We start from the raw sequence: 22,488 nt of genomic DNA, 5'->3' as shown, positions 1-22,488 counted from the left end.
TCTCGCACACTGCCATGTCTTCCCATTCCTCTTCGCGTGACTCGTCGGTCAATGGCCGACGCAACTTTATCAAGCAGGGCGCCGCAGTGGCTGCGGCCTTATCGCTACCGGCATTCCCGATGATCGCCCGTGCGGCACCGCCCGTGATTCGCTATGCCAGTGCTGGCGTCGTGGGGCCGGGTGAGCTCGAAACGGTGATCTTCAGCGACTGGTTCAAGGCGAACGTGCTGAAGCGTCACGGCAAGGAATATGTCATCGAGACGACCACCGCGCGCGGTACGCCCGGGGTGGCCACGCTGCTGGCTGCCGAGCAGGCCGATCTCGGCACGCTCGCGTTCACGAGCCTTGCCACCACGATTGCGCAGGACGCTGTGCCGGGTGGCGTGACGGCCATTGCCGAAATCCACCGTGATGCCGTGCAGGGCTATGCGTCCAACCCGTTTGTCGTACTCGCTGACAGCCCGGTTCGCACGATTGCCGATCTCAAGGGCAAGACCGTGGCCGTGAACGCGTTCAACGGCAGTGTCGACATCATTCTGCGCATCGCGCTTCAGGCTCACGGTCTGGACCCGCGCAAGGACGTGCGTGTGGTGGAAATGCCGTTCGGCAACATCGGTCCGGCATTGCGTCAGAAGCGCATTGACGTCGGTGTACTGGCCATGCCGTTCCAAGTCGACGAGGCGAAGAAGGGCGGCATTCGTACGGTATTCGATGCCGTGGGCGTCGTGCCGCCGTACCCGGTCCTGTTCCAGAGCGCCCGTACCCGTTTCCTGAAGTCGCAGCCCGCCGCCGTGCGCGCTTGGCTGGCGGACTACGTGGATGCGCAGCGCTGGATCTATGACCCGGCCAATCGCAAACAGGTCGTGGCGCTCACGGCTGATCTGGCGAAGACACCTGCGGCGTCGCTCGACGAGTATTTCCTGACGGCGAAGGATTTCTATCGCGACCCGAACGCGACGATCTCGGCGGCGAGCTTGCAGCCGCCCATCGACGCGATGGCCAAGCTCGGGTTGCTGCCCAAGCCCGTGACGATTGCGCCGTACGTCGACGCGTCTTATCTTCCGCATCGCGTATGAGCGACGCAGCCTCCCACGACAGCCTGCCGGCGATTCACGTCGCCGGATTGTCGAAGTCGTTCGACAAGGGCGGCGAATCGGTGCTCGCGCTCGATCGCATCGATCTGGACGTGCCGGCGGGCAAGCTCGTGTCGTTGGTCGGGCCTTCAGGCTGCGGCAAGAGCACGTTGCTCTACATCCTCGGCGGCTTCGTTCAAGCCTCACAAGGGGTTTGCTCGACATTCGGCAACACCGTTACCGGCCCGGGCGTCGACCGGGGCATCGTGTTTCAGGAATACGCGTTGTTCCCGTGGCTCACGGTGTACGACAACATCGCCTACGGTTTGCGCCGCAAGGGCGTGGATGCCGACACGGTGGCCCGCACTGTCGAACGCTACATTGCGCTGATCCATTTGAAGGGATTCGAGCGTCGCTTTCCCCGCGAACTGTCGGGCGGCATGCGTCAACGTGTGGCGTTGGCGCGCACGTTCGCGAGCGATCCGAAGATTCTGCTGCTTGACGAGCCTTTTGGCGCGCTTGACGCACAGACCCGCGAGTTCATGCAGGACGAACTGCTGAGCTTGTGGTCGGCGTCGGGCAAAACCGCCGTATTGGTGACACACGATATCGACGAGGCCGTGTACCTCTCGGACACTATTTATGTGATGTCACGCCGTCCGGGGCGGATCGTCAAACGCATCGACGTCGATCTGGACCGCACGCTGGGCCGCGAGACCACCATGCTTTCCGAGCGCTTCGCGGCGTTGCGCAACGATGTCTGGCTGACTGTCCGTGAGCAAGTGCGCGGCACCGAGCATGAGGAGATCGCATGAGCGGGGCAACGCTACCGGCGCTGGCCGTCCGCCGCTTGCCCGGCGCGCGCACGCTGACGGGCGTGGTGTCGGTCGCATTGTTGTTCGTCCTGTGGCACGCCGCGACGTGCTGGCAGTGGTTGCCGGAGGGTTTCGTGCCGCCGATGGGTGACGTCTGGCGTGCCATGTTGCATCTCGCGCGCACGGGTGAACTTTGGGACAACCTTGCCGCGACCCTTCGCGCGAGTGTCTGGGGGCTGGCTGCCGGGTTGCTGATCGGCGTGCCGACGGGCTTGCTGATGGCAACATCGAGCGTGTTCGAGCGCATCGTATCGCCGGTGGTGCGCTCCACTTATGCCTTACCGAAGACGACGCTGATTCCGTTGCTCGTGCTGTGGTTCGGCGTGGGTGGCATGACCAATATCGTTGTCATCGCCGTGACCACTACGCTGCCGCTGATCGTCTACACCTTGCGTGGTGCGCAAGAGGTGCCGCACGTGCTGCTGTGGAGCGCACGTTCGCTCGGCACGTCGCGGGCCGAGTTGCTCTGGCGTGTGGTGTTGCCGGGGGCGATGCCGCAGATTCTCACGGGCGTTCGCGTCGCGTTCGGCTTCACGCTGCTGGTCGCCATCTCGTGCGAGATGATCGTGGCGAATCAGGGCATCGGTAAGTTGATATCGCAATACGGCGACCAAGGCAGTTACGACTATCTGTTTGCCGCGCTACTGGTGACGACAGTGATTGCCTATCTGGCCGATCTTGCACTCCGGCGGGCCAGTCAGTTCTGGCTGCGCTGGCATGAAACGACACAACATCATGACTAAGGCGACCGTATTGAATGGTCCGGTGGCGTCACAGGCGGCACAGGCGGCGCAGAAGGGCGACGCCCCGGGGCGGAAGCGCCCCGTGGGCCTGCTTCACTGGATTGAGCGCTGGATTGCGCTCGCTGTGCTTTTGGCGCTATGGCAAATTGCGGCGCATTACGGCTGGGTGAGGGCGGTCTTTCTGCCGTCACCGTCAGTCGTGTTCGGCACGCTGTGGCAACTCGTCTCGACCGGGGAGTTGTTCAGCACGCTGGGCACCAGTCTCTGGCGAGCTTTCGCGGGCGTTGCGCTGGCGGCACTCGTGGGCATTCCGGCGGGCTTCCTGATGGCGGAGTCCCGGTTCTGCCGCTGGTGGCTCTCGCCCTATGTCGCGTTTGGTTTTCCGTTGCCGAAGATTGCACTGATCCCGGTGCTGACCGCGTGGTTCGGCATGGATAGTGTCTCGAAGGTGATTCTGGTGTTTGCCACCTGCGTGTTCCCGTTCATCGTGGCGGCGCAGTCCGGGGCATCGCTGATTTCGCAGAAACTGCGCTGGGCGGCGTTTTCGCTCGGCACGAAGCGCAGCGAATTGTTCTGGCTGATTCTGTTGCCTGCCACGGTACCGTCGATGTTGTCGGGGCTTCGTATCGCGCTGCCGATCGGACTCATAACGGTGTTTACCGCCGAGATGGTCACGGGCGGCGGGCTTGGCGAGGCGATTGTGCAAGCGCAGCGATACTTCCAGTCGCCGCAGGTATATGCCTATGTGATCGTGACGATGGTCGTCGGTTATTTCGCCGACGCGGGCATCGCGTGGTTGCAACGGCTGTTTGCCGCATGGGCTACCGAGTGAATTTTCGGTCCGCCGCGACCGCATTCTGACTTTCGATTTGAAAATGACTGCCACATCCCTAACACCGGTCATTGAACCGGGCTATCTCGTGAACACGGCGTGGCTCGCCGAGAATCTGCATCGTGCCGACCTGCGTTTGTTCGATTGCAGCGCGACGATGGTGGTCGATCCCGTCATCAAACAACGTGTACAGCCGGAGCGTGCGGCGTTTGACGCGGCTCACATTCCGGGCGCTCAGTTCATTGACATCGATGCGCAGCTGTCGGATCGCAATCACCCAATTCACCTGATGCTGCCGCCGCCGGAAGCCTTCAAGTCAGCAGTGGAAGCGCTGGGCATTCGCAACGACAGCCTCGTCGTCATCTACAGCACCGGCACGCCGTGGTGGGCCACGCGTGTGTGGTGGATGCTGCGTGTCTATGGATTTACCAATGCGCATCTGCTCGACGGCGGTCTGGCCACGTGGCAGGCCGAGGGGTATCCGGTAGAGCGAGGCGCGGCGGCTGCCCCGGCGCGCGGTGAGTTCACGGTGGCGCCGCCGTTGCCCTATGTGGCCGAGTGTGCCGACGTGGTGCAGGCACTACATGCACCGGATGTTCGGCTGATCAATGCGCTGCGCCCCGCGCAGTACAGCGGCGAGGAACTGCCGCGCAAGGGCCGTCCCGGTCACATTCCCGGCAGTATCAACGTCTCTGCGGCGAGCCTGCTCGATGCTTCGACGGGGCAGTTGCTTGACGACACCGGGTTGCGGGCGCGCTTCGCGGCGGCAGACATCGGGCCGGAACGCGCCGTCATCGCGTACTGCGGCGGCGGTGTGTCGGCAAGCCTTGTCGTTTTCGCGCTGATGAAGCTGGGGCATCCCAATGTGCGCCTGTACGACGCATCGCTTGGCGAGTGGGGGAGCGCGCCCGAGTTGCCGATGCAGGTCGACGTTTAAGAGCAGCCTGGCGCGAGTGGGTCGTGAGCTTGGGGGCGGTCATCGCACCCCGGACTCGCGCGTTCACAACATCGCGTCCGCCGGGCGTGCAATGCCGAGCTTGCCGATATCAACCGCGCGGCGGCGGGCAAACTGCCGGCATTCCTGCAAGAGCCACGCGTTGAACACACTCGCCGCCGGGGAATTTGCACTGCGCGAGATCATCCAGTACGAGGCGGGCGAGCGCACCGCGACCGGTACAACCGGCACCAACCGCCCGTCACGCAACTCATTCGTCAAGAGCGACACCCGGGCAATCGCAATGCCCTGATGGTTGAGCGCCGCGCTGAACGCCATGCTCGCGAGATTGAAATGGGGCCCGTCCACGTGGCGAATCGCTGCGGGCTGCACCGCCGTCATCCATGCCCGCCATTCGGCAGAGGCATCCGCCCCGGTCCACGCGGCGGCGTCATGCAACAACACACACGACTTGTCGATGCGCCCCTTGGCCGCTGCCGGATTGCGTTGCAGATAGGTCGGCGTGGCGACGGGCAATAACCACTCGTCGAGCAACAGCGCATGCACGTCGGTCAGCGGGAAATCGTCCACCGAGTGACGAATGGCGACGTCTACGCCGGTCGTGTCGTCGTCAGGCATGCCGACCGCAGTGAACTCCGCGTTGAGCTGCACCGGGTTTCGCTCGAAGTGCTGATGAAAATCCGGCAGTCGCGACACGAGCCAATGCAGCGCGAACGACGGGCAGCAACCGACGCGCACCGGCTCGTCCGTGCTGGCAATCCGCACGAGCGTGGTCTCGATCTCGTCGAAGGCCCGCTGCGTGCCTTCCAGCAGCATTTCCCCCTCTCGAGTGAGCGTCAGGCTGCGATGGCCGCGCACGAATAACGCATAGCCCAGCCGCTTTTCCAACTGCCGGATCTGTTGACTGATAGCGCTTTGGGTCAGGCTGAGCGCATCCGCCGCGCGGGTGAAGCTCAGCAACCGGGCGGCCGTGGCAAAGCAACGCAGGGCGCCGAGCAAAGCGGCGTCGATGGGTTTTCGCATTAGCGTGATTAATGCATGAGTAAGGAAATATCGCTTGTCCGTCGCCCGGCGCTTCGCAGAGTATGGCTGCCGGGTCTGGCTGATTCTTGGCGATTCATGCGGATTGTAGAGCACCTCTCTCGCGCTCGTATGGCGTGCCATCGGTGTTCTCGTGACATCCATACATTAGCCAGACTTGTCGATTGGTTCGGTTATTGAAGGAATGGTTCACGGATGAATGAAAGGAATTTCGACGCGCACCCGCAGGGCCCCGAAGGCGGTGGCCCCACGCCACCCCCGGCGCGAAAGGCCCGGCGTTGGCTGAAGTGGTTGTTGTTCGTGATGGTGGCCGGAATCACGGCGTTCGGTGCGCTTGCGGCCTATGTGATCGTGGTTGTGTACCCGGAACTGCCGCCCGTGGCCGTGCTTGGCGAATATCGCCCGGCCCAACCCTTGCGCATCTATTCGGCGGACAACCAGCTGCTGACCGAATACGGCATCGAGAAGCGTATTCCCCTGACGTATGACCAGATTCCCGCACATCTGCGCGATGCGCTTCTGGCCACCGAAGACGCCGATTTCTTTGCCCACGGTGGCGTCGATTTCCCCGGTCTGATTCGCGCCAGTGTTGCCAACGCGATGCACGGCGGCAAGGCGCAGGGCGGCAGCACGATCACGATGCAACTGGCACGTAACTTCTTTCTCACGCGAAAGAAGACCTACGCGCGCAAGTTGTACGAAATTCTGCTCGCCATCAAGATCGAGCGCACGTTGAGCAAGCCGCAGATCCTGACGCTGTACATGAACCAGATTTATCTGGGCGAACGTGCTTATGGTTTCGGGGCTGCGGCGCGCGTCTATTACGGCAAGCCGGTCGAAGCACTGACGCTCGACGAATGCGCCATGCTCGCAGGGCTTCCCAAAGCCCCGGCAGCGTTCAATCCGATCGTCGATCCGGCGCGGGCACGCACGCGGCAGCTTTACGTGCTCGGCCGCATGTTGCAATCCGGTGTGATTTCGCGCGAAGACTTTGCCGCTGCGTCGGCTGCGCCGCCGTTCTCGCCACGGGTCGCGACCGGCCGCGATATTCCGGCCGATGCCGTCACCGAGACGGTGCGCAAGATGATCGTGAAAGATTACGGCGATGAAGCCTACGAATTGGGGCTGCGCGTCTGGACAACGGTCGACACGCGACGTCAGCGCGCTGCGGCCGATGCCGTGTTGCGCGGTGTCGAGGCATATCAGGCGCGCCAGCCGTATCCCGGCGCAGAAACGCGGGTGCCGGAAGACCTGCGCGCACAACTCGACCTTCGCGCCGGACTGACACCGGCGCTCGCGGCGTACCTGAAGCAGCGGCCCGACTATCCGGGCTTGAGCGTCGGCGTGGTGACCCATGTCGATGGCACGGCCAAAGGCGCGAACGCTGGCCGCGTCACCGTGCTGATGGAAGATGGCCAGCACGCCACCGCTGCGCAGGCTTCGACCAAGCAACGCGTCCACGTCGGCGACGTCGTGCGCATGCGAACACTTGCGAACGGCACCTTCCAATTGAGCGCGATGCCCACCGTGCAGGCGGCGCTCATTTCGATCTCGCCCGAAGATGGCGCGATTCTCGCGATGATCGGCGACAGCGGCATGTCGGGCCAGCATCTCAATCACGCGACGCAGGCGTGGCGTCAGCCGGGCTCGGCGTTCAAGCCGTTCCTGTATGCGGCAGCGATTGCCAAGGGGTACGGGCCTTCGACGCAGGTCTTCGACTTGCCGCTGGAGATCCGGCCGGCCCCCGGTGCACCGATCTGGCGACCCAAGGCGGGTGGCGCGCCGCTCGGCGAGTTGTCGTTGCAGACAGCCTTGGCCAAGTCTCGCAACCTCGTCGCGATTCGTCTCGTGCAGGCGATTGGTCCGGCTTACGCGCGCGACTTTGCCGTACAGACCTTCGGTTTCGACAAGGACAAGATTCCGGCCAACTTGCCGATGGCTTTGGGGGCGGGGGCCGTCACGCCGTTGCAGATGGCAGTGGGCTACGCCGTGTTTGCCAATGGTGGCGAGCGCGTGGCGCCGTATCTCGTGTCGCGCATCGTCGATAGCCGTGGGGCAGAGCTGTTCCATGTGCGTCCGGAACGTGTGCGCGTGATGTCGCCGGCGACCAGCTATCTCACGTCGCAGATGCTGCGCGAAGTTGCGCAACACGGCACCGCATCGGCCACGCGCGTGCTTGGCCGCAGCGACATCGGCGGCAAGACCGGCACCACCAACGACTATCGCGACGGCTGGTTTGCCGGTTTCCAGCAAAGCGCTGCGACGGTGGTCTGGATGGGGCACGACACGCCACGCTCGTTGGGGCCCAGCGAGTGGGCCTCGCGCACGGCATTGCCGGTGTGGATCGATTACATGAAGCAGGCTCTCGATGGCGTTCCGCAGGCAACTGTCGTCGTGCCCGATGACATTACCGTTGCCGGCGATGTCGCTTACGACAAGGCGTTTCAGCCGGGCAATGGCTTCGTGGAGAAGCTGAGTCCCGACGGCGTGGCGCTGTCGCAACCGGCTAGCGGGGATGACGAGGAGGGTGATGACGCTCAAGCCGCGACTGCCGCGAAGTCCGAGCGCGATCGCATCTTGCAGTACTTCATCAACGAGTGAATGACGCGTCGCGGCGAGGGTGCCGCCGGACCACGGAGACAACATGATCAACACAAGCTCGCAAATCGCCAGCCACTTTCCTACCGTTCCATTGATCGAGGGACCGACGCCGATCCGGCGCTTGTCCCGGCTCGAAAGCCAGTGCGGCGCGGACCGGCAGGACATCGCCATCTACGTGAAGCGTGACGATCTGGGCGAGATCGGCGGCGGGGGCAACAAGCTGCGGAAACTGGAACTCCTGTTGGGCGCAGCGCTGGCAGACGGCGCAGATACCGTCATTACGATTGGTGGCATTCAGTCCAACCATGCGCGGCTCACAGCGGCCGCCTGTGCGCGACATGGTCTTGCCTGCGAACTGATGCTGGCGGACATGGTGCCCCGGCATGACGTGGCTTATCGCAACAACGGCAACGTCATGCTGGATGATCTTTTCGGCGCGAAGGTGCATCGCCTTGCGCCGAAAGTCGATGCGCTCGCGGCGGCGCAGGACCGTGCGGTGGCGTTACGTGAGCAAGGGCGGCGGGCGATGGTGGTCCCGTCAGGTGGCTCGTCGCCGCTAGGTGCGCTGGGCTATGTTCGCTGCGCACTGGAAGTGATTGAGCAGGAATCGGTCCTCGGGACGACGTTCGATCGCGTGGTCGTGCCGAACGGAAGCTCGGGCACGCAGGCGGGGTTGGTCGCTGGGTTTCATTTGGCAGGGCGGGGCGCGCAGACGGTCAACGCGTATTCGGTTTTGGCAGATCGAGACGCGACACATGCGCGCACGGTGCAATTGGCCGGGGAGACGTTGGCGCTGTTGGGGCATTCGGCGTCCGCCCTCTCAGCGGACGATGTAGTGATCGACGGTGCGCACCGTGGCGCGGCCTACGGCATTCCGACGCAGGGGATGCTCGACGCCGTGCGCTTGCTGGCGCGCAGCGAAGGGCTGCTGCTGGATCCGGTCTACTCCGGCAAAGCCTTTGCCGGACTGCTCGCCGATATTCGTGCCGGGGCGGTGCCCGCGGGCACTAGCGTGCTTTACGTGATGACGGGGGGCACGCCGGGATTGTTCGCCTATCGGGAAGCGTTTGCCGGGTAAGTGACAGTGAAGGGGCGCGCGAGTGCGGCCCTTTTCACTTCAATCACCTCACTCTGTTGTTGCCGACGTCGAGAAAGCACGCCATTGGTTCAGGTGGCGATAGACGACGGCGCACAGGCCTTCGGCGTCGCGTTTGCGCAGCGTGTCGAGCATGGCGATGTGATCGGCATTGCTCGCGCGCAGCGAGGCGACGGTGTCCCACGTTCCCGTGCGTCCCGGAATACCGCGCTCGCGGTTCTGACGGATTTCTTCGGCAAGCAACGTGTTGCCTGCCATGGCGTAGAACGCCTCGTGCAGGCGGAAGTTGATGACGCGCAGTTCCTCGCGGCTGCCCACCTCGACGGCCGTGTCGAACTGCGCGACCAGAACGCCAAAGCTGTCGATTTGCTCCTGAGTGGCGCGCACGACGATCAAGCGGCACGCCGCCAATTCCATGATGGTGCGGACTTCATAGAGCTGGTCACGTTGAATCGACGAATGGCTCGCAATGCGATAACCGCGGTTCTGAATGTGTTCCAGCAGGCCGCGCACCGCCAGCTCATTAAGTGCCATGCGCACTTCGAAGCGATTGGCCCCATACCGCTGCTCGACATCCGTTTGCTTGAGCCAGTCGCCGGGCGAGTACTTGCCTGCGAAAAGGTCGCTCCGGATCTCGCGGCTGAGATCGTTGAGGGAATCAAATGTGAGCGGGGTCGTTTCCATTCGCCTTTAGTAGCCAATTTTGTTCGCGGATTATAGCATCGGGCCGAAGCCGTTCCGATGTCGGTTTAAACGTTTTGGTGTGCCAACAACGTGGCACCTTGGCGCAGAAATCCGACGTCACAGCCCAGCGTGACAAAAGCGTGCCCACGGGCGTACGCGTGCGCCGCCAACTCGTTCGGGCGCAATGCCAAACCCAGACAGGCGCCACTCGCGCGCACCTGTCGCTCCACCGTGTCGATGGCAGCCTGCACCGCGGCACTCGCCATGTCGCTGCCGCAGCCGAGACTCTCGGCGAGATCGAGCGGGCCGACGAAGATCATGTCGAATACGTTCTCGGCGAGGATCTCGGGCAGGGCGTCGACGCCACGGAGGCTTTCGATCATGCCGATCAACAACAATTCCTGCTTTGCCCGAGCGCGATAGTCGGCGGCTTGCCCGCCCCATGCCGCCGCGCGAGACACGGTGTAATGCGCTCCCCGTGTGCCGTCCGGCGGATACCATGCCGCGTTCGCCAACGCACGCGCTTGTGACGCCGATTCCACGTTCGGCAGTAACAGGCCTTCGACCCCGGCGTCGAGCAATGGCTTGATCACATGGGCATCATGGGCGGGCACTCTCGCGAGTACCGTGCTCGCCCCGGCAGCCCGAATAGCGCGGATCTGTTCAACGGCGGTCTGAACGTGTCCGACCGTATGTTCGTGATCGATGATGAGCGCATCGTAGCCCAACGTGCCGAGAATCTCGGCGGTGTCCGCGCTGGGGACGAAAAGCCACGCGCCCGCACACGGGTGTCCTTCGGACAGGCGTTGCTTCAAGCGGTTGGGGCGAAACATGAGGGATTCCTTGAAGATGGCAAATAGTAGCCAAAATAGTAGCCTTTAACAATTCGCTCGTCTATCCTTGGAAATTCCTCACACCGGAGATTTCCATGTCTGTGCTTTCCTCTGCGCTCTCGACTCCCCCTGGCGGCCCGGTCGCCGAGCGCCTGCGCGTTGCCTGCGTGCAGGTTTGCGCCCGCAATGACGTGAAGGAGAACGTTGCCGATACCCTTGCGTGGATTCGTCAGGCAGCGCTCGGCGGCGCGCAACTCATCGCGCTGCCCGAAGCGGTCGACTATCTCGATGCCGACTTTCAGCGCGCGCGGGACTACGCCCGGGTGCCGTCCGAGCATTTCGCGCTGGCGGCTTACAAGGCCGCGGCGCTCGATCTCGGCTGCTGGATTCTCGTGGGGTCGATCACGACGCGCGACACCGATGGCGAACTCGTCAATCGCAGCATGCTGATTTCGCCGCAGGGCGAGGTGGTGTGCCATTACGACAAGATCCATCTCTTCGATGCACTGCCGGGGTCGTCGAGTTTTACCGAATCCAACCTGTATAAACGCGGCGCCCGTGCGCAGCTTTGGGACGGTCCGTGGGGCCGTCTGGGGTTCTCGATCTGCTATGACGTGCGCTTTGCGCAGTTGTATCGGGCGCTTGCGCAGGCAGGGGCCAACCTGATCGCGGTGCCCGCGGCCTTCATGAAAATCACGGGAGAAGCGCACTGGCACACGCTGCTTCGCGCGCGGGCCATCGAGACCGGCTGTTATGTCATCGCGCCGGCGCAATGCGGGCACCACTATGGCGAGCGGTATAGCTACGGGCACTCGTTGATCGTTGACCCGTGGGGCGAAATTCTGGCCGATGGCGGCCTTGCGCCGGGCATCGTGATGGCCGACATCGATCCCGCACGGGTCGATTGGGCGCGCACGAGCATTCCGAGCCTCGGGCAAGACCGTAGTTTCGATGTGCAGGTGGGTGCATGACGCAGCCATTCGAAACGGTGCGCGTGCGCCTTGCCGAGGGGTATGACGTTCAGGCTTACGTTTGCGGCGATGTGTCTGCCGCTGGCGCGCGCATATTGTTCGGCCTGAACGGCGGACCGGGCCTGCCCAGCGAGTATCTGCGCGAAGGCCATGCGTGGTTAGCCGACGAGGGATTTGCGCTGGTTTTCTACGACCAGTTGGGCTGCGGCGCGTCGGATCGTCCGGACGATGAACAATTGTGGACGTTGGCCCGCTATGTGGAAGAAGTCGAACAAGTGCGTGCGGCGCTGGGCATCCAGAGGTTCCACCTGTTGGGGCACTCGTGGGGAACCTGGCTTGGCACCGAGTACTGCCTGACGTATCCCGAACGCGTCGCCAGCTATATCGTTGCCGACGGGGCCTGCGACATCCCGCATCTGCGCACGGAACTGGAGCGCCTACGCGCAGCGCTCGGTGCGGAAACGGTCGCGATGATGCGGCATCACGAGGCAGCGGGCACGCTGACCCATCCTGAATACGCCGCCGCGTTGACCCTCCTGAACTATCGCCACGTGTGCCGGCTGCCCGTCTGGCCTGAGGCACTGACGCGTTCGCTGGCGCAGTGGAACGAAGGCCCATACCGCACGATGCAAGGGCCGAACGAGTTCACCTATACCGGCAATATGCGCGAGTGGAACCGGGTGCCGGACATGCACGGCATCACGGCGCCGGCGCTGGTGATCTGCGGCGCGTTCGACGAACTGACGCCGGCTTGTTCGCGCGCGATGTATGAGGCGATGCCGAATGCGCAGCTGGAAGTGCTGGAAGACGCGTCGCACATGCCTTTCTACGAAACCCCCGAGGTGTACCGCCACGTGGTCGGTACGTTTCTGAAGGCGCAGCGGGAGTAAGCATATCGGGGCCGTCGATTGACGGCCCCTTCGGTCTTTGCCGGAAGGGGCCGTGAAACGAGGCCTCGATGCGTGTGTCAGCGCGAGACCGTGGCGAAGAATGCCTGCGCCGCGTCGACCAGTGGTTCCATTTCATGGCGCACGCCGGGCAACGCTTCGTATCGTGTGTCGACGCCGAGCGCGACCATCGCATCGTACAGGCGGCGCAGTCGCTCGACGCGCGTCTTGCCGAGGGCATCGGCACCCGGCATCCAGTACGGATGCGAAGGACTCTGAATCATGCCCTGAGGGTTGGTGTCTTCGGCACCGACGACCAGATGCATGACGATGCTTTTGAGCGCGGCCCAGTCAACAGGCCGGCCGAAGCGTTTTTCAAAATCCTGCAAGCCGATCCACCACGGATGCTCCGCATCGGGCAACGTGATCCCGCCGGGCGCTGCAATCGACGCGGCCCGCACGCGCGAGGCGTGCCCATACAGAAAGCGATGGGCGAAATGCGCGCCACCGGAAAACCCGAACACGAGCATGCGATCCGCCGACACGTCGTAGGCATAGGCCACCTCGTCGATCATGTCTTTGGCGATGAGGTCGTAGCGAAGGTCGCCCTGCGCCAGATATTTGTAGGCATCGATGTTGTCGTCGCCCGTCATGCCCGCAGGGAACAACGGCGCCAGCACGATGCAATTGTCGCGCTCGGCAAAGTCGGCAAATCGATCGCGCAGCCGCTGGTTGGCGCGCTCGGTGCCGTGTACGGCGAGCAAGATCCGGCAGCGCGGCCGCGCCGGGTCGGCATAGCCGCGCGGCACATACAGGCAGTATGAAAAGCGCGGGTCCAGGCGGCACGAGAACGACATCGTCGGCCCGACGTGATATGGCGTGATCTTCACGAACGGTGATCCTTTCCGAGGGAGGGTGAAGGAAAAACAGGGCAGCGTCGCCGAAGCATGGCCATACGCGTCGTCACGTATTAGGGATACCCCGGGGTCGCATCGCTTATTGAACGGTTGTGAGTGTATCTCAAATTGGCTACTATTTGCATCAAGGTGATCTTGCGGTGAAATGGCAGGGTCTCGAAGTTCTGGGATGTTCTGGAATTTGGCTGGCAATCGATTGGAGGAGCAGTTGAAAGCGAATAACGAAGGTAAGAACGGCACGGCGCCGGAAGGGCTTGTGCAGGAGGCAATGCCCGATGTCACGCGCCGCCGCCTGTTGACGGCGGGCATGGTGGGCGTGGCGGGCACGGTCAGCGGATTCGGCTGGGTGGGCACCGGCACGGCATTTGCAGCACCGGCCGCCCCCGATCTGGAGACGAAGGCGCGCAGCGAGCAGGGCGTGCTGATTTACTCGAATTTGTCGAACGCCAACATGGCGCCGTTCCTCGCCGGATTGCGTGCGAAGTATCCGTGGCTCAAGGTCGATGCGCTGCATCTGGGACCGGCCGAGGTGTTCGAGCGCTATTACAGCGAGTCGTCGGTCGGACGCCGTAGCGCCGACCTGATCATCACGGCCGCGCCGGATGCCTGGCTGCGCTTTCATGAGAAAGACGGCATCGAGCCGTACAACGTGCCTGACGCGGGCGCTCTGCCCGCGTGGAGCAAGCCGCTGCCCGGGCTCTACACGTTCTCGACCGATCCGCTGGTGATGGTCTACAACAAGCTGCTGTTGCCGCCGGACAAGCGTCCCCAGTCCATGGCCGATCTCGCACGCCTGAGCCAGCAATTCCCGGGGTTGTTCAATCGCAAGATCACCACGTACGACGCTGCCAAGCATGCGTTCGCCTACGTGTTGCAATGGACTTATGCTCGCGAGCGCGGCTGGCCGGCGCTGGAAGGCGTAGCCCGCGCCACGCGACTGGAGAGCAGCGGGGCGACGATGATCGAGAAGGTGACCACCGGCGAGTACTCGGTGGTGTACTTCGCGTCAGGCGCCACCTTCTTCGAACGGTTGCGGCAGGAAAAGCGCGGCGACATTCTCGGCTGGAACCTGATCAAGGACGGCACACCGCTCATGCCGCGCGGCATGGCGATCACGCGACGCTCGCAAAGCAAGGCGTCCGCGAGTCTGGTGATGAACTGGCTGCTGTCGCACGACGGGCAGGTGAGCATTGCGAACGGTGGCCTCGTGCCGTACCGCAGCGACGTCAAGCCGAATGAAGTGCCGGTGATTACCTACGCGCAGATCGTCGAGCAACTGGGGGCGAAGAACGTCATCCAGATTGGCTACCCACCCGAGATGTTGCGTGAGCAGCCGGCCTTCATCGCCAAGTGGCAAGCCACGTTTACCGGCGGGAGGAAGTGAGCATGGCATCGCTCGCCAATGTGTTGCCGGAAGGCAGCGCACGCCGTCGCGTCGACCCCGAGCGCTGGGTGCCGCGATTCGTGTTTGTCGCCGTCTTGTTGCTCGTGGCAACGCCGCTGTGCCTGATCGTCTATCAATCGCTGATCGACCGCCCGTTGTACGACGGGCACGGCGTGCTGACTTCGCAGAACTACAGTGGGTTGCTGACCAGCCGCGCATTTCTTGAGGCGGCGGCCAACTCGTTCTATCTGGCCGTCGTGTCGACGATAGTCGCCACGGTCGTGGGCGTGCTAGGCGCGTTCTGTTTTACGCGGCTCGAACTGCCCGGCCAGCGCTGGCTGCGCGGCGTGATGGCGCTGCCTGTCTATTTGTCGCAGCTTGTGTTGGCGTTCGGCTGGTATGTGCTGTACGGGCCGTCGGGCTATGTGACATTGGCTGTGCAGCGCTGGCTGTCAGATACGCCATGGAATCTGTACTCGATTCTCGGCATGGGCGTGCTGGCCGGGGTGTCGCAGGCGCCATACGTCACGGTGCTGTGTTCAAGCGCGTTGTCTCTCTCTAACGGCTCGCTGGAAGATGCCGCACGCACTACGGGGGCGAAGCCGTGGCGCGTAATGACCACGATCACGTTGCCGCTCATGCGTCCGTCGATCTTCTACAGCGCGCTGCTGGCGTTCGTGGGCGGGCTGGAGCTGTTGTCGATTCCGCTGATCTTCGGCGCACCGTCGAATCTGGAGTTCTTCACCACGTTCCTGTACCGCGAAGCGCTGGGCCAGACGTCCCCAAATTACGGCATGTTGGGGGCGGCGGCGGTCTATATGCTGATCTGTGTGGCGCTGCTGGTCATCGTGCAGCAACGCATGCTCGGCAACACGCAGCGCTTTGTCACCTTGCGCGGCAAAGCGCAGCGTCACCGGGCAACGCGCGTGGGCGGCTGGCGTTTCGTGATCGCGATGCTGTGGTGGCTGTACCTCGCCATCAGCGTGCTGTTGCCGATTGCCGGGCTGGTGGCACGCTCTGCGGTGCAGTTCCTGAGTCCGTTGGTATCGCCGCTGGATTATCTGACGGCATCGAACTACCAGCAGCTCTTCACGCAGTCGGAATACTGGCACGCCATCACCAACAGCCTTTTTGTGGCCGGGATCGGCGCGGCATTGGCGACGGCGTTCGTGGCGCTGGTGGTGCTTTGTGTGCAGCGCTCGAACTTCCGCTGGCGGCGTTCGCTGGAAGTGCTGTGTCTGGCGCCGCGCGCCGTGCCCGGCATTGTGGTCGGCATCGGTTTCCTCTGGCTCACCTTGTGGCTTCCCGGCATGGGCGTGCTCTACGGCACCCTGTGGCTGCTCATCATCGCGTTTTCGATGCGCAACCTGCCGACGGCATTCGCCGCGATGGCGCCCACGTTCATGCAAATCGGCCGCGAACTCGATCAGGCCTCGCGCGCCTGCGGGGCCACGTGGTGGCAGACCAGCCGCAACATCGTGCTGCCGCTGGGACGCCGCGCCATGGCCAGCAGTTATCTGCTGCTGTTCGTGAGTTTTCTGAAGGAGTACGCCGCTGCCGTGTTTCTGGTCGCGCCGACGAGTCAGGTCATCGGGCCGACCATGTTGCGGCTGTGGACCAATGGCGATTTCGGACCTGTGGCGGCGCTGTCGATCGTGCAACTGTTGCTGACCTTGGCGCTGGTAATGGTCGCCAAGACGCTTGGAAAGGGTAAATAACATGGCTGCATTGCAAATCGAATCGTTGTGCAAGCGTCACGGCGATGTCGACATTCTCAAGAACGTTTCGCTGGAAGTTCGCGACGGCGAATTCCTGACGCTGCTCGGCCCCAGCGGCTGCGGCAAGTCCACCACGCTGTTCTCGATTGCCGGACTCGAAACACCGACGAGCGGGCGCATCACGCTCGGTGCCGTGCGGCTTTTCGATCGCGACGAGAACATTGAGCTTGCCCCCGAGGCCCGCAATTGTGGCCTTGTCTTTCAGTCGTACGCGCTGTGGCCCCACATGACCGTGCGGGAGAACGTGGCGTATCCGCTGCGCTTGCGCGGCGTGCGCCGGGCCGTGCTCGATCAGAAAGTGGACGACGCGCTCGGGCTGGTCGAAATGCTGTCGCTGGCCCAGCGCTATCCGCACGAACTTTCCGGCGGGCAGCAGCAACGCGTCGCACTGGCCCGCACGCTGGTCTACGAGCCGACGTTGTTGCTGTTGGACGAGCCGCTCTCTAATCTCGATTCGACGTTGCGACTGCGCGCGCGCGGCTGGTTGCGTGAATTGCAGCGCCGGCTGCGGATCACGACCGTGTATGTGACGCACGATCAGGACGAAGCGCTTTCGTTGAGCGACCGCATCGCCGTCATGAGCGCGGGCCGGATCGTGCAAATCGGTACGCCGCGCGATATCTATCAAGCCCCGCGCAACCCGTTTGTGGCGGACTTTGTCGGGCACAGCAATCTGCTGTCGTGCACCGTCGAGTCGGTCGGTGTTGCGGGCGACCGGACCGTGCGCTTGGCCGACGGGCAGTTGTTGCGTGCGGAAACCGGCACGGTGGCACAGGGGAGTGCAGCACAAATTGCGATTCGGGCCGATCACGTGGAGATCGTCGATACGAACGACGCGCTGCCGAACGTGATTCGCGGCAACGTGCTGCAACGCGACTTTCTTGGCACGCACATGGAGTATCTCGTCGCCATCGGCGGTGCCGAGGTGCGTGTGCGCGCGGCGCGAGAGATTCAGGCAGACAGGGTCTGGCTGCACTTGCCGCAAGACCGCTGCATGCTTTTCGATGCGCCGGCCGTGCCCGCCTAATGGGCACGGACTGTGTTCTCGCAACCAATATTCGCGCTTGCCGCCAGCGATGGCGACAGGCGCGGGTAGGGTAGGGGTAGTTGTTTTGGCAGTAGGTGCCGCATGCCTTCGCTCCCGACATCAGGGCGCCCTGTCGGGGGCGTTGGCAGGCGCATTTCTCTTCTCGCTCGTGACCCGTGGTGTTTGCACGGCGATCGATTGTTTTTATCAATTAGGACTGCGTATTATGAAAAAAAGAAGTATCGCGGCTGGCGCTCTGCTCACATTCAGCGGGTATGCGGCGGCGCAGAGTCAGGTGACGATCTACGGGATTCTGGACAACGGCGTGAACTACACGACGAATCAGGGCGGGTCACACAATGTTCAGGTGGCGGGCGGCGCGCTTAACGGCAACCGCTGGGGACTGCGGGGCACGGAGGATCTGGGCGGCGGGCTGCAAGCGATCTTCCGTCTGGAGAACGGGTTCGACATCACTAACGGCAAGCTCGCCAACAACAGCCGGGAGTTCGGCCGGCAGGCGTTCGTCGGGCTGTCCGGTGACTTCGGCTCGGTCACGATCGGCCGGCATTACGACTCGCTGGGCACCTTCCTCGGGCCGCTGGCATCGAGCAACAAGCTGGTCGGTTTCATGAGCTCTCACCCGGGCGATGCCGATAACGTCGATTCGACCGCCCGTGTGAACAACTCGGTGCGCTTTAACAGCGCCGACTACAAGGGCTTCACGTTTGGTGGCGTGTACAGCTTCGGCGGCGTGGCCGGGTCCTACCGCACGAATCAGATCTACAGCTTGGGGGCCAGCTATCTGCGCGGGCCGCTGCATCTGGGCTTCGGTTACCTGAATGCACAGAACCCGCTCACGTCGATGTACGACGGCAGCATGACGAGCCCTGTCACCAGTGGCTATTCGAACGCGAAGTCGTTGCAGGTGATCGGGGCCGGGGGCTCGTACCAGTTGGGGCCGGTCAAGTTGGGACTGCTCTACACGAACACGCAGTTCAAGGACGTCAGCTTCTCGAGCACGACGCCGTTCAGGGGCACGGCGAAGATGAACAACTACGAGCTGAACGCCCAGTACACGTGGTCGCCTGCGGTCGTGATCTCCGGGGCCTACACGTACACGCGTGCCGAAAACGCGCGGTATCAGCAACTGAGTGCCGTGTACGACTACTTCCTGTCGAAACGCACGGACGTGTACGCCCTGGCGATTTACCAGCGCGCCACCGGCCGGGATTCGACGGCCGGGCCTGCGGTTGCGCAGATCTATGGCGTGGCAGCGTCGTCGAGCAATGGGCAAGGGCTGCTGCGTGTTGGTGTGCGTCACCGCTTCTGAGTGCGCGTGTGACTCGTGGCGGCACCTTTGACTCTTGAGATCACGGGTGCCGTCCCGCGGGTCATCAATTTGCGGGCAACTTCGCGATTACCTTGATTTCGAACTGAAAGCCGTACAGCCACGTCACGCCCACGGCGGTCAGTGTCGGGTGGGGTGCCTCGCCCCAGTACTCGGGCACGATTTTCCACACGCGCTCGAACGTCGCCGCCGGGTCGACCATGAACACCGTCACGTCGACCACGTCGTCGAAGGTGCAGCCGGCCGCTTTCAAGATGGCGTTGAGATTATCGAAAGCACGGCGTACCTGCGCTTCGAGATCGGGCTCCGGCGACCCGTCTTCCCGGCTGCCGACCTGTCCGGAGACGAACAGGTAACCGTCGGCGCGAATCGCCGGGGAGTAACGGTTGCGGTCATACAGGGCCTGACGGCCGGCAGGAAATACCACGTCACGAATCGTCATTCATCCACTCCATCGATGGGCCGCAGGCGGCCCGGGTTATGTGATGAAGGCACTCTAAGCGGGCAGGCGAACGCGATAAACGGGCAACTGCATCCTTCACTGTTTGTAAAATGCAAACAATCGAAAGTCCCGAATATCTCGATCCCGATCGCTCAGGAGGTGCCTTTGGACCGATTCGACGCCATGCAGGCGTTTGTGCGTGTGGTGGAGGCGGGCAGTTTCACCAAGGCCGCCGAGACGCTGCACATGAGCAAGACCAGCGTGACGCAACTGGTCCAGCAACTGGAAGCGCGGTTGCGCGTGAAGCTGCTCAACCGGACCACGCGCAAGGTCAACGTCACCGCCGACGGCGCGGCCTATTACGACCGTGTGGTGCGGTTGCTGGCGGATATGGACGACGCGGAGACCAGTCTGTCCGATGCGTCGACGCTGCCACGCGGACGTTTGCGTGTCGATGTGCCGAGCCCCTTTGCCAGCCTGATTCTGATGCCCGCGCTGCCGGCGTTTTACGCGCGCTATCCCGACATTCAACTCGATATGGGCGTGAGCGACCGGATGGTCGATCTGATCGGAGAGAACGTCGATTGTGTGGTGCGCGGTGGCGAATTAACCGACCAGTCGTTGATGGCGCGCCATGTTGGCGACTTGCGGCTGGGGGTTTATGCCGCACCGGACTATCTCGCGCGCGCCGGTGCGCCGCTTCACCCGAGTGATCTGGAAGACTCGCACCATCGGATCGTCGGCTTCCGCTGGTCGCGCATCGGCAAGCCGCTGCCTTATGCCATGCACCGAGGTGCCGAGCAGGTCAATGTGCATGGCAAATACGCGTTGGCGGTGGATGACGGCAATGCCTATCTGGCCGCCGGATTGGCGGGCATGGGGGTGTTGTGGCTGCCGGAATACATGGCGAGGGATGCGGTGGCGCGAGGGGTGCTAGCGCCTCTTTTCGAGGACTGGACGCTGGAGTCCATGCCGATGTACGTCGCGTTTGCACCCAATCGGCACGTCAGCGCCAAGCTTCGGGTGTTCATCGACTGGATCGTCGAGGTAATGGAGACCCATGGGATGGCGCCGGTCAGGACGGTGCGAGTTTGACGACTCCACCCCCGAAATAAGGAGGTTTGTACCGTAACCGGCTGTTTTCTCAAGTTTTTTACGTTTTCGCCGTTGGAGCCCTTAGGGGCCTTTGCGGCCCTTTGACCCGTCATGTCAGCGCGGCGACGAGGCCGTCTCCGGGCTAGCCCAGACAACAATGACACGCGTGCGTTTGTCACGCATTTCGGGCAGCATGACGGGCGGCGGATTCCGGGGTCGGATACCGCCATTCCGAAAGAAAGGCGAAAGCGCAAATGTTGAAGAATTGGACGATTCGGTGGCGGTTACGGTTGGCTGTGGCGGGGCTCGCCACGCTGGTCGTGGTGGTGGGCGGCCTGACACTCGCGGGGTTGCGCGAGACGGTCGGCAGTCTGCGAGAGGTCTACAACAAGGAACTGGCCAGTACCCGGTTGCTCGGCGAGGCGGAAATTCAGATTGGCCGCGCCCGCGCGGTGGTGCTCAGAGCACCGCAGGCACCCACGGCCGATCTGAAGTCCGACGACATCAAGAAGGGCACGACCTACTGGGGCGAGTCGGAGAAGGCATGGCAGGCGTATCTGGCCTTGCCGGCTGACGCTGACGAGCAGCGGCTGGCCGCGCAGGTGACCAGTGCCCGACAGGCGCTGAAAGACGCATTCACGTTGGTGCAGAACGGCATCTCGGCCGGTCAGACCGATGTGTATTACGAGCAGGCGGCGGTCCTCGGCAAGCGCTATACGTCTTACGTGAATGCCAATGAAGCGCTCAAGCAACTTTACGACGCGCGAGCAAAGACGAGCTTCGAGTCGGCCGAGTCGGCCTACGACCGCCAACTGGTGCTGACGCTGTGCGCCATCGGGTTCGCGATCATCGCGGCATTCCTGACGGCGCGTGCCTTGAATCGGGCGATTACGCGACCGCTCGACGACGTGCTCGAACACTTTCAGGAAATCGCGGACGGCAATCTGCGCCGGGCGGTCCAAATCACGTCGACCGACGAAATGGGGCGGCTGCTTGAGGCGCTTGCCGCCATGAAGGCGCAGCTCGGCGATACGGTCGCACGCGTGCGCAAGAGTGGCGAGGCGATTGCCGCAAGCGCTCGCGAGATCGCGGCGGGCAATCTCGATCTGTCGTCGCGTACGGAGCAGCAGGCCGCGTCGCTCGAAGAGACGGCCGCGAGCATGGAGCAACTCACCGGTACCGTGCGTCAGAATATGGAGCACGCGCATCAGGCGAATCAGTTGGCGCGTCAGGCCAGCGAGCAGACGAGCGCGGGTGACAGCGCGATGGCGCAGGTGACCGACACAATGCGCCAGATCGACGCCGGTTCGGCCAAGATCCGGGAAATCATTGCGCTGATTGACGGCATCGCCTTCCAGACGAACATCCTCGCACTCAACGCGGCGGTGGAAGCGGCGCGGGCGGGTGAGCAGGGTCGGGGTTTTGCTGTGGTGGCTAACGAGGTGCGGACGTTGGCACAGCGTTCGGCGAGCGCGGCACGCGATATCAAGACGTTGATCGAGACGTCGGCCGAACGCTCCGCCGCAGGCAGCCGCATCGTCGGCGAGGCGGGGGCAGCGATGCAGGAGATCGCCGGCAGCGTTCGCCGGGTGACCGACATCATGGCGGAGATTTCTGCCGCGTCGGAAGAACAGACGACGGGAATTGATCAGGTGGCACGCGCGGTCACGCAGATGGACGAAGTCACGCAGCAAAACGCCGCGCTGGTCGAGCAGGCATCGGCGGCCGCGCAATCGCTTGCGGAACAGGCGGAATCGCTAAAGCAGGCCGTGGCGGTGTTCCAGTTGGCGCAGTCCGACGAGCCGCACATGGGCCGCTTCGATTCGCTTGGGCAAGGTGGTGCGAGTGCTGCTGCGGCGCGCGGGCGGTTGCATTCGGTGGTTTCTTGAGTTGATGCGGGGTGATG

20 protein-coding genes are annotated in these 22,488 nt (G+C 63.2%); 15 read left to right on the top strand and 5 right to left on the bottom strand.

All coding sequences use genetic code 11. The annotated features are described in order from the left end of the window. Window positions 1-14: 14 nt before the first annotated feature. The 5 genes from CDV44_RS08610 to CDV44_RS08590 are packed head-to-tail and all read left to right on the top strand — an operon-like array spanning window position 15 to window position 4,460. Complete coding sequence (locus CDV44_RS08610; RefSeq protein WP_087687655.1) at window positions 15-1,076, top strand: ABC transporter substrate-binding protein; 1,062 nt, start codon at window positions 15-17, stop codon at window positions 1,074-1,076. Then, window positions 1,073-1,888 (top strand): ABC transporter ATP-binding protein, encoded by an 816-nt coding sequence (locus CDV44_RS08605; RefSeq protein ID WP_212677087.1) that lies wholly within the window; start codon window positions 1,073-1,075, stop codon window positions 1,886-1,888. Before CDV44_RS08610 ends, CDV44_RS08605 begins: the two co-directional genes overlap by 4 nt. Continuing rightward, the gene (locus tag CDV44_RS08600; RefSeq protein WP_087687654.1) at window positions 1,885-2,691 is read left to right on the top strand and encodes an ABC transporter permease; all 807 of its coding nucleotides are present in this window, start codon (window positions 1,885-1,887) and stop codon (window positions 2,689-2,691) included. Before CDV44_RS08605 ends, CDV44_RS08600 begins: the two co-directional genes overlap by 4 nt. Then, the gene (locus CDV44_RS08595) at window positions 2,684-3,523 is read left to right on the top strand and encodes an ABC transporter permease (RefSeq protein ID WP_170935912.1); all 840 of its coding nucleotides are present in this window, start codon (window positions 2,684-2,686) and stop codon (window positions 3,521-3,523) included. Before CDV44_RS08600 ends, CDV44_RS08595 begins: the two co-directional genes overlap by 8 nt. A 43-nt stretch (window positions 3,524-3,566) precedes the next feature. After that, the gene (locus tag CDV44_RS08590; protein ID WP_087687652.1) at window positions 3,567-4,460 is read left to right on the top strand and encodes a sulfurtransferase; all 894 of its coding nucleotides are present in this window, start codon (window positions 3,567-3,569) and stop codon (window positions 4,458-4,460) included. Window positions 4,461-4,523: 63 nt separating this feature from the next. Here CDV44_RS08590 and CDV44_RS08585 read toward each other — a convergent pair whose 3' ends face one another. Then, window positions 4,524-5,501, bottom strand: a complete 978-nt coding sequence (locus CDV44_RS08585; RefSeq protein ID WP_087687651.1) for a LysR family transcriptional regulator — start codon at window positions 5,499-5,501, stop codon at window positions 4,524-4,526. 213 nt (window positions 5,502-5,714) lie between these two features. Between CDV44_RS08585 and CDV44_RS08580 the strand changes: the two genes are divergently transcribed. Beyond that, on the top strand, window positions 5,715-8,120 hold the full coding sequence (locus tag CDV44_RS08580; RefSeq protein ID WP_087687650.1) for a penicillin-binding protein 1A: 2,406 nt from the start codon (window positions 5,715-5,717) through the stop codon (window positions 8,118-8,120). A gap of 43 nt (window positions 8,121-8,163) precedes the next feature. Next, window positions 8,164-9,198, top strand: a complete 1,035-nt coding sequence (locus CDV44_RS08575) for a D-cysteine desulfhydrase family protein (RefSeq protein WP_087687649.1) — start codon at window positions 8,164-8,166, stop codon at window positions 9,196-9,198. A gap of 48 nt (window positions 9,199-9,246) precedes the next feature. Here the strand turns inward: CDV44_RS08575 and CDV44_RS08570 are convergent, their stop codons facing one another. Together CDV44_RS08570 and CDV44_RS08565 are read right to left on the bottom strand one after the other, a co-directional pair. Further along, entirely contained in the window at window positions 9,247-9,900 is a 654-nt protein-coding gene (locus CDV44_RS08570) for a GntR family transcriptional regulator (RefSeq protein WP_087687648.1), read from the bottom strand. Window positions 9,901-9,965: 65 nt separating this feature from the next. Beyond that, window positions 9,966-10,733 (bottom strand): HpcH/HpaI aldolase/citrate lyase family protein, encoded by a 768-nt coding sequence (locus CDV44_RS08565; RefSeq protein ID WP_087687647.1) that lies wholly within the window; start codon window positions 10,731-10,733, stop codon window positions 9,966-9,968. Between the two features lie 95 nt (window positions 10,734-10,828). Here CDV44_RS08565 and CDV44_RS08560 point away from each other — a divergent pair, with 95 nt between their 5' ends. Continuing rightward, window positions 10,829-11,704, top strand: a complete 876-nt coding sequence (locus CDV44_RS08560; protein WP_087687646.1) for a carbon-nitrogen hydrolase family protein — start codon at window positions 10,829-10,831, stop codon at window positions 11,702-11,704. Further along, on the top strand, window positions 11,701-12,594 hold the full coding sequence (locus tag CDV44_RS08555) for a proline iminopeptidase-family hydrolase (RefSeq protein ID WP_087687645.1): 894 nt from the start codon (window positions 11,701-11,703) through the stop codon (window positions 12,592-12,594). The genes CDV44_RS08560 and CDV44_RS08555 overlap by 4 nt, the downstream gene beginning before the upstream one ends. Before the next feature lie 77 nt (window positions 12,595-12,671). Here the strand turns inward: CDV44_RS08555 and CDV44_RS08550 are convergent, their stop codons facing one another. Further along, complete coding sequence (locus CDV44_RS08550) at window positions 12,672-13,481, bottom strand: hydrolase (RefSeq protein ID WP_087687644.1); 810 nt, start codon at window positions 13,479-13,481, stop codon at window positions 12,672-12,674. A gap of 235 nt (window positions 13,482-13,716) precedes the next feature. Here CDV44_RS08550 and CDV44_RS08545 point away from each other — a divergent pair, with 235 nt between their 5' ends. The 4 genes from CDV44_RS08545 to CDV44_RS08530 all read left to right on the top strand — a co-directional run bounded on the left by CDV44_RS08545 (window position 13,717) and on the right by CDV44_RS08530 (window position 19,027). Beyond that, window positions 13,717-14,892: an ABC transporter substrate-binding protein gene (locus CDV44_RS08545; RefSeq protein ID WP_170935911.1), complete on the top strand. Its 1,176-nt coding sequence runs from the start codon at window positions 13,717-13,719 to the stop codon at window positions 14,890-14,892. A gap of 2 nt (window positions 14,893-14,894) precedes the next feature. Then, complete coding sequence (locus CDV44_RS08540; protein WP_087687642.1) at window positions 14,895-16,610, top strand: iron ABC transporter permease; 1,716 nt, start codon at window positions 14,895-14,897, stop codon at window positions 16,608-16,610. Between the two features lies 1 nt (window position 16,611). Then, the gene (locus CDV44_RS08535) at window positions 16,612-17,697 is read left to right on the top strand and encodes an ABC transporter ATP-binding protein (protein WP_087687641.1); all 1,086 of its coding nucleotides are present in this window, start codon (window positions 16,612-16,614) and stop codon (window positions 17,695-17,697) included. A 226-nt stretch (window positions 17,698-17,923) separates the two neighbouring features. Further along, complete coding sequence (locus tag CDV44_RS08530) at window positions 17,924-19,027, top strand: porin (protein ID WP_087687640.1); 1,104 nt, start codon at window positions 17,924-17,926, stop codon at window positions 19,025-19,027. Window positions 19,028-19,091: 64 nt separating this feature from the next. Here the strand turns inward: CDV44_RS08530 and CDV44_RS08525 are convergent, their stop codons facing one another. After that, window positions 19,092-19,487, bottom strand: a complete 396-nt coding sequence (locus CDV44_RS08525) for a RidA family protein (RefSeq protein ID WP_087687639.1) — start codon at window positions 19,485-19,487, stop codon at window positions 19,092-19,094. A gap of 165 nt (window positions 19,488-19,652) precedes the next feature. On the opposite strand from CDV44_RS08525, the gene CDV44_RS08520 reads away from it, so the two are divergent. Both CDV44_RS08520 and CDV44_RS28655 read left to right on the top strand, forming a co-directional pair. After that, the gene (locus CDV44_RS08520; RefSeq protein WP_087687638.1) at window positions 19,653-20,582 is read left to right on the top strand and encodes a LysR family transcriptional regulator; all 930 of its coding nucleotides are present in this window, start codon (window positions 19,653-19,655) and stop codon (window positions 20,580-20,582) included. Window positions 20,583-20,836: 254 nt separating this feature from the next. Beyond that, window positions 20,837-22,471 (top strand): methyl-accepting chemotaxis protein, encoded by a 1,635-nt coding sequence (locus CDV44_RS28655; protein WP_087687637.1) that lies wholly within the window; start codon window positions 20,837-20,839, stop codon window positions 22,469-22,471. Window positions 22,472-22,488 lie beyond the last annotated feature (17 nt).

It is taken from the genome of Pandoraea sp. PE-S2R-1 (assembly GCF_002179865.1).
In the GTDB taxonomy this organism is placed as follows: domain Bacteria; phylum Pseudomonadota; class Gammaproteobacteria; order Burkholderiales; family Burkholderiaceae; genus Pandoraea.
Note: the sequence above shows the minus strand (reverse complement) of the source record. Positions and strands in the feature narration are given on the sequence as shown.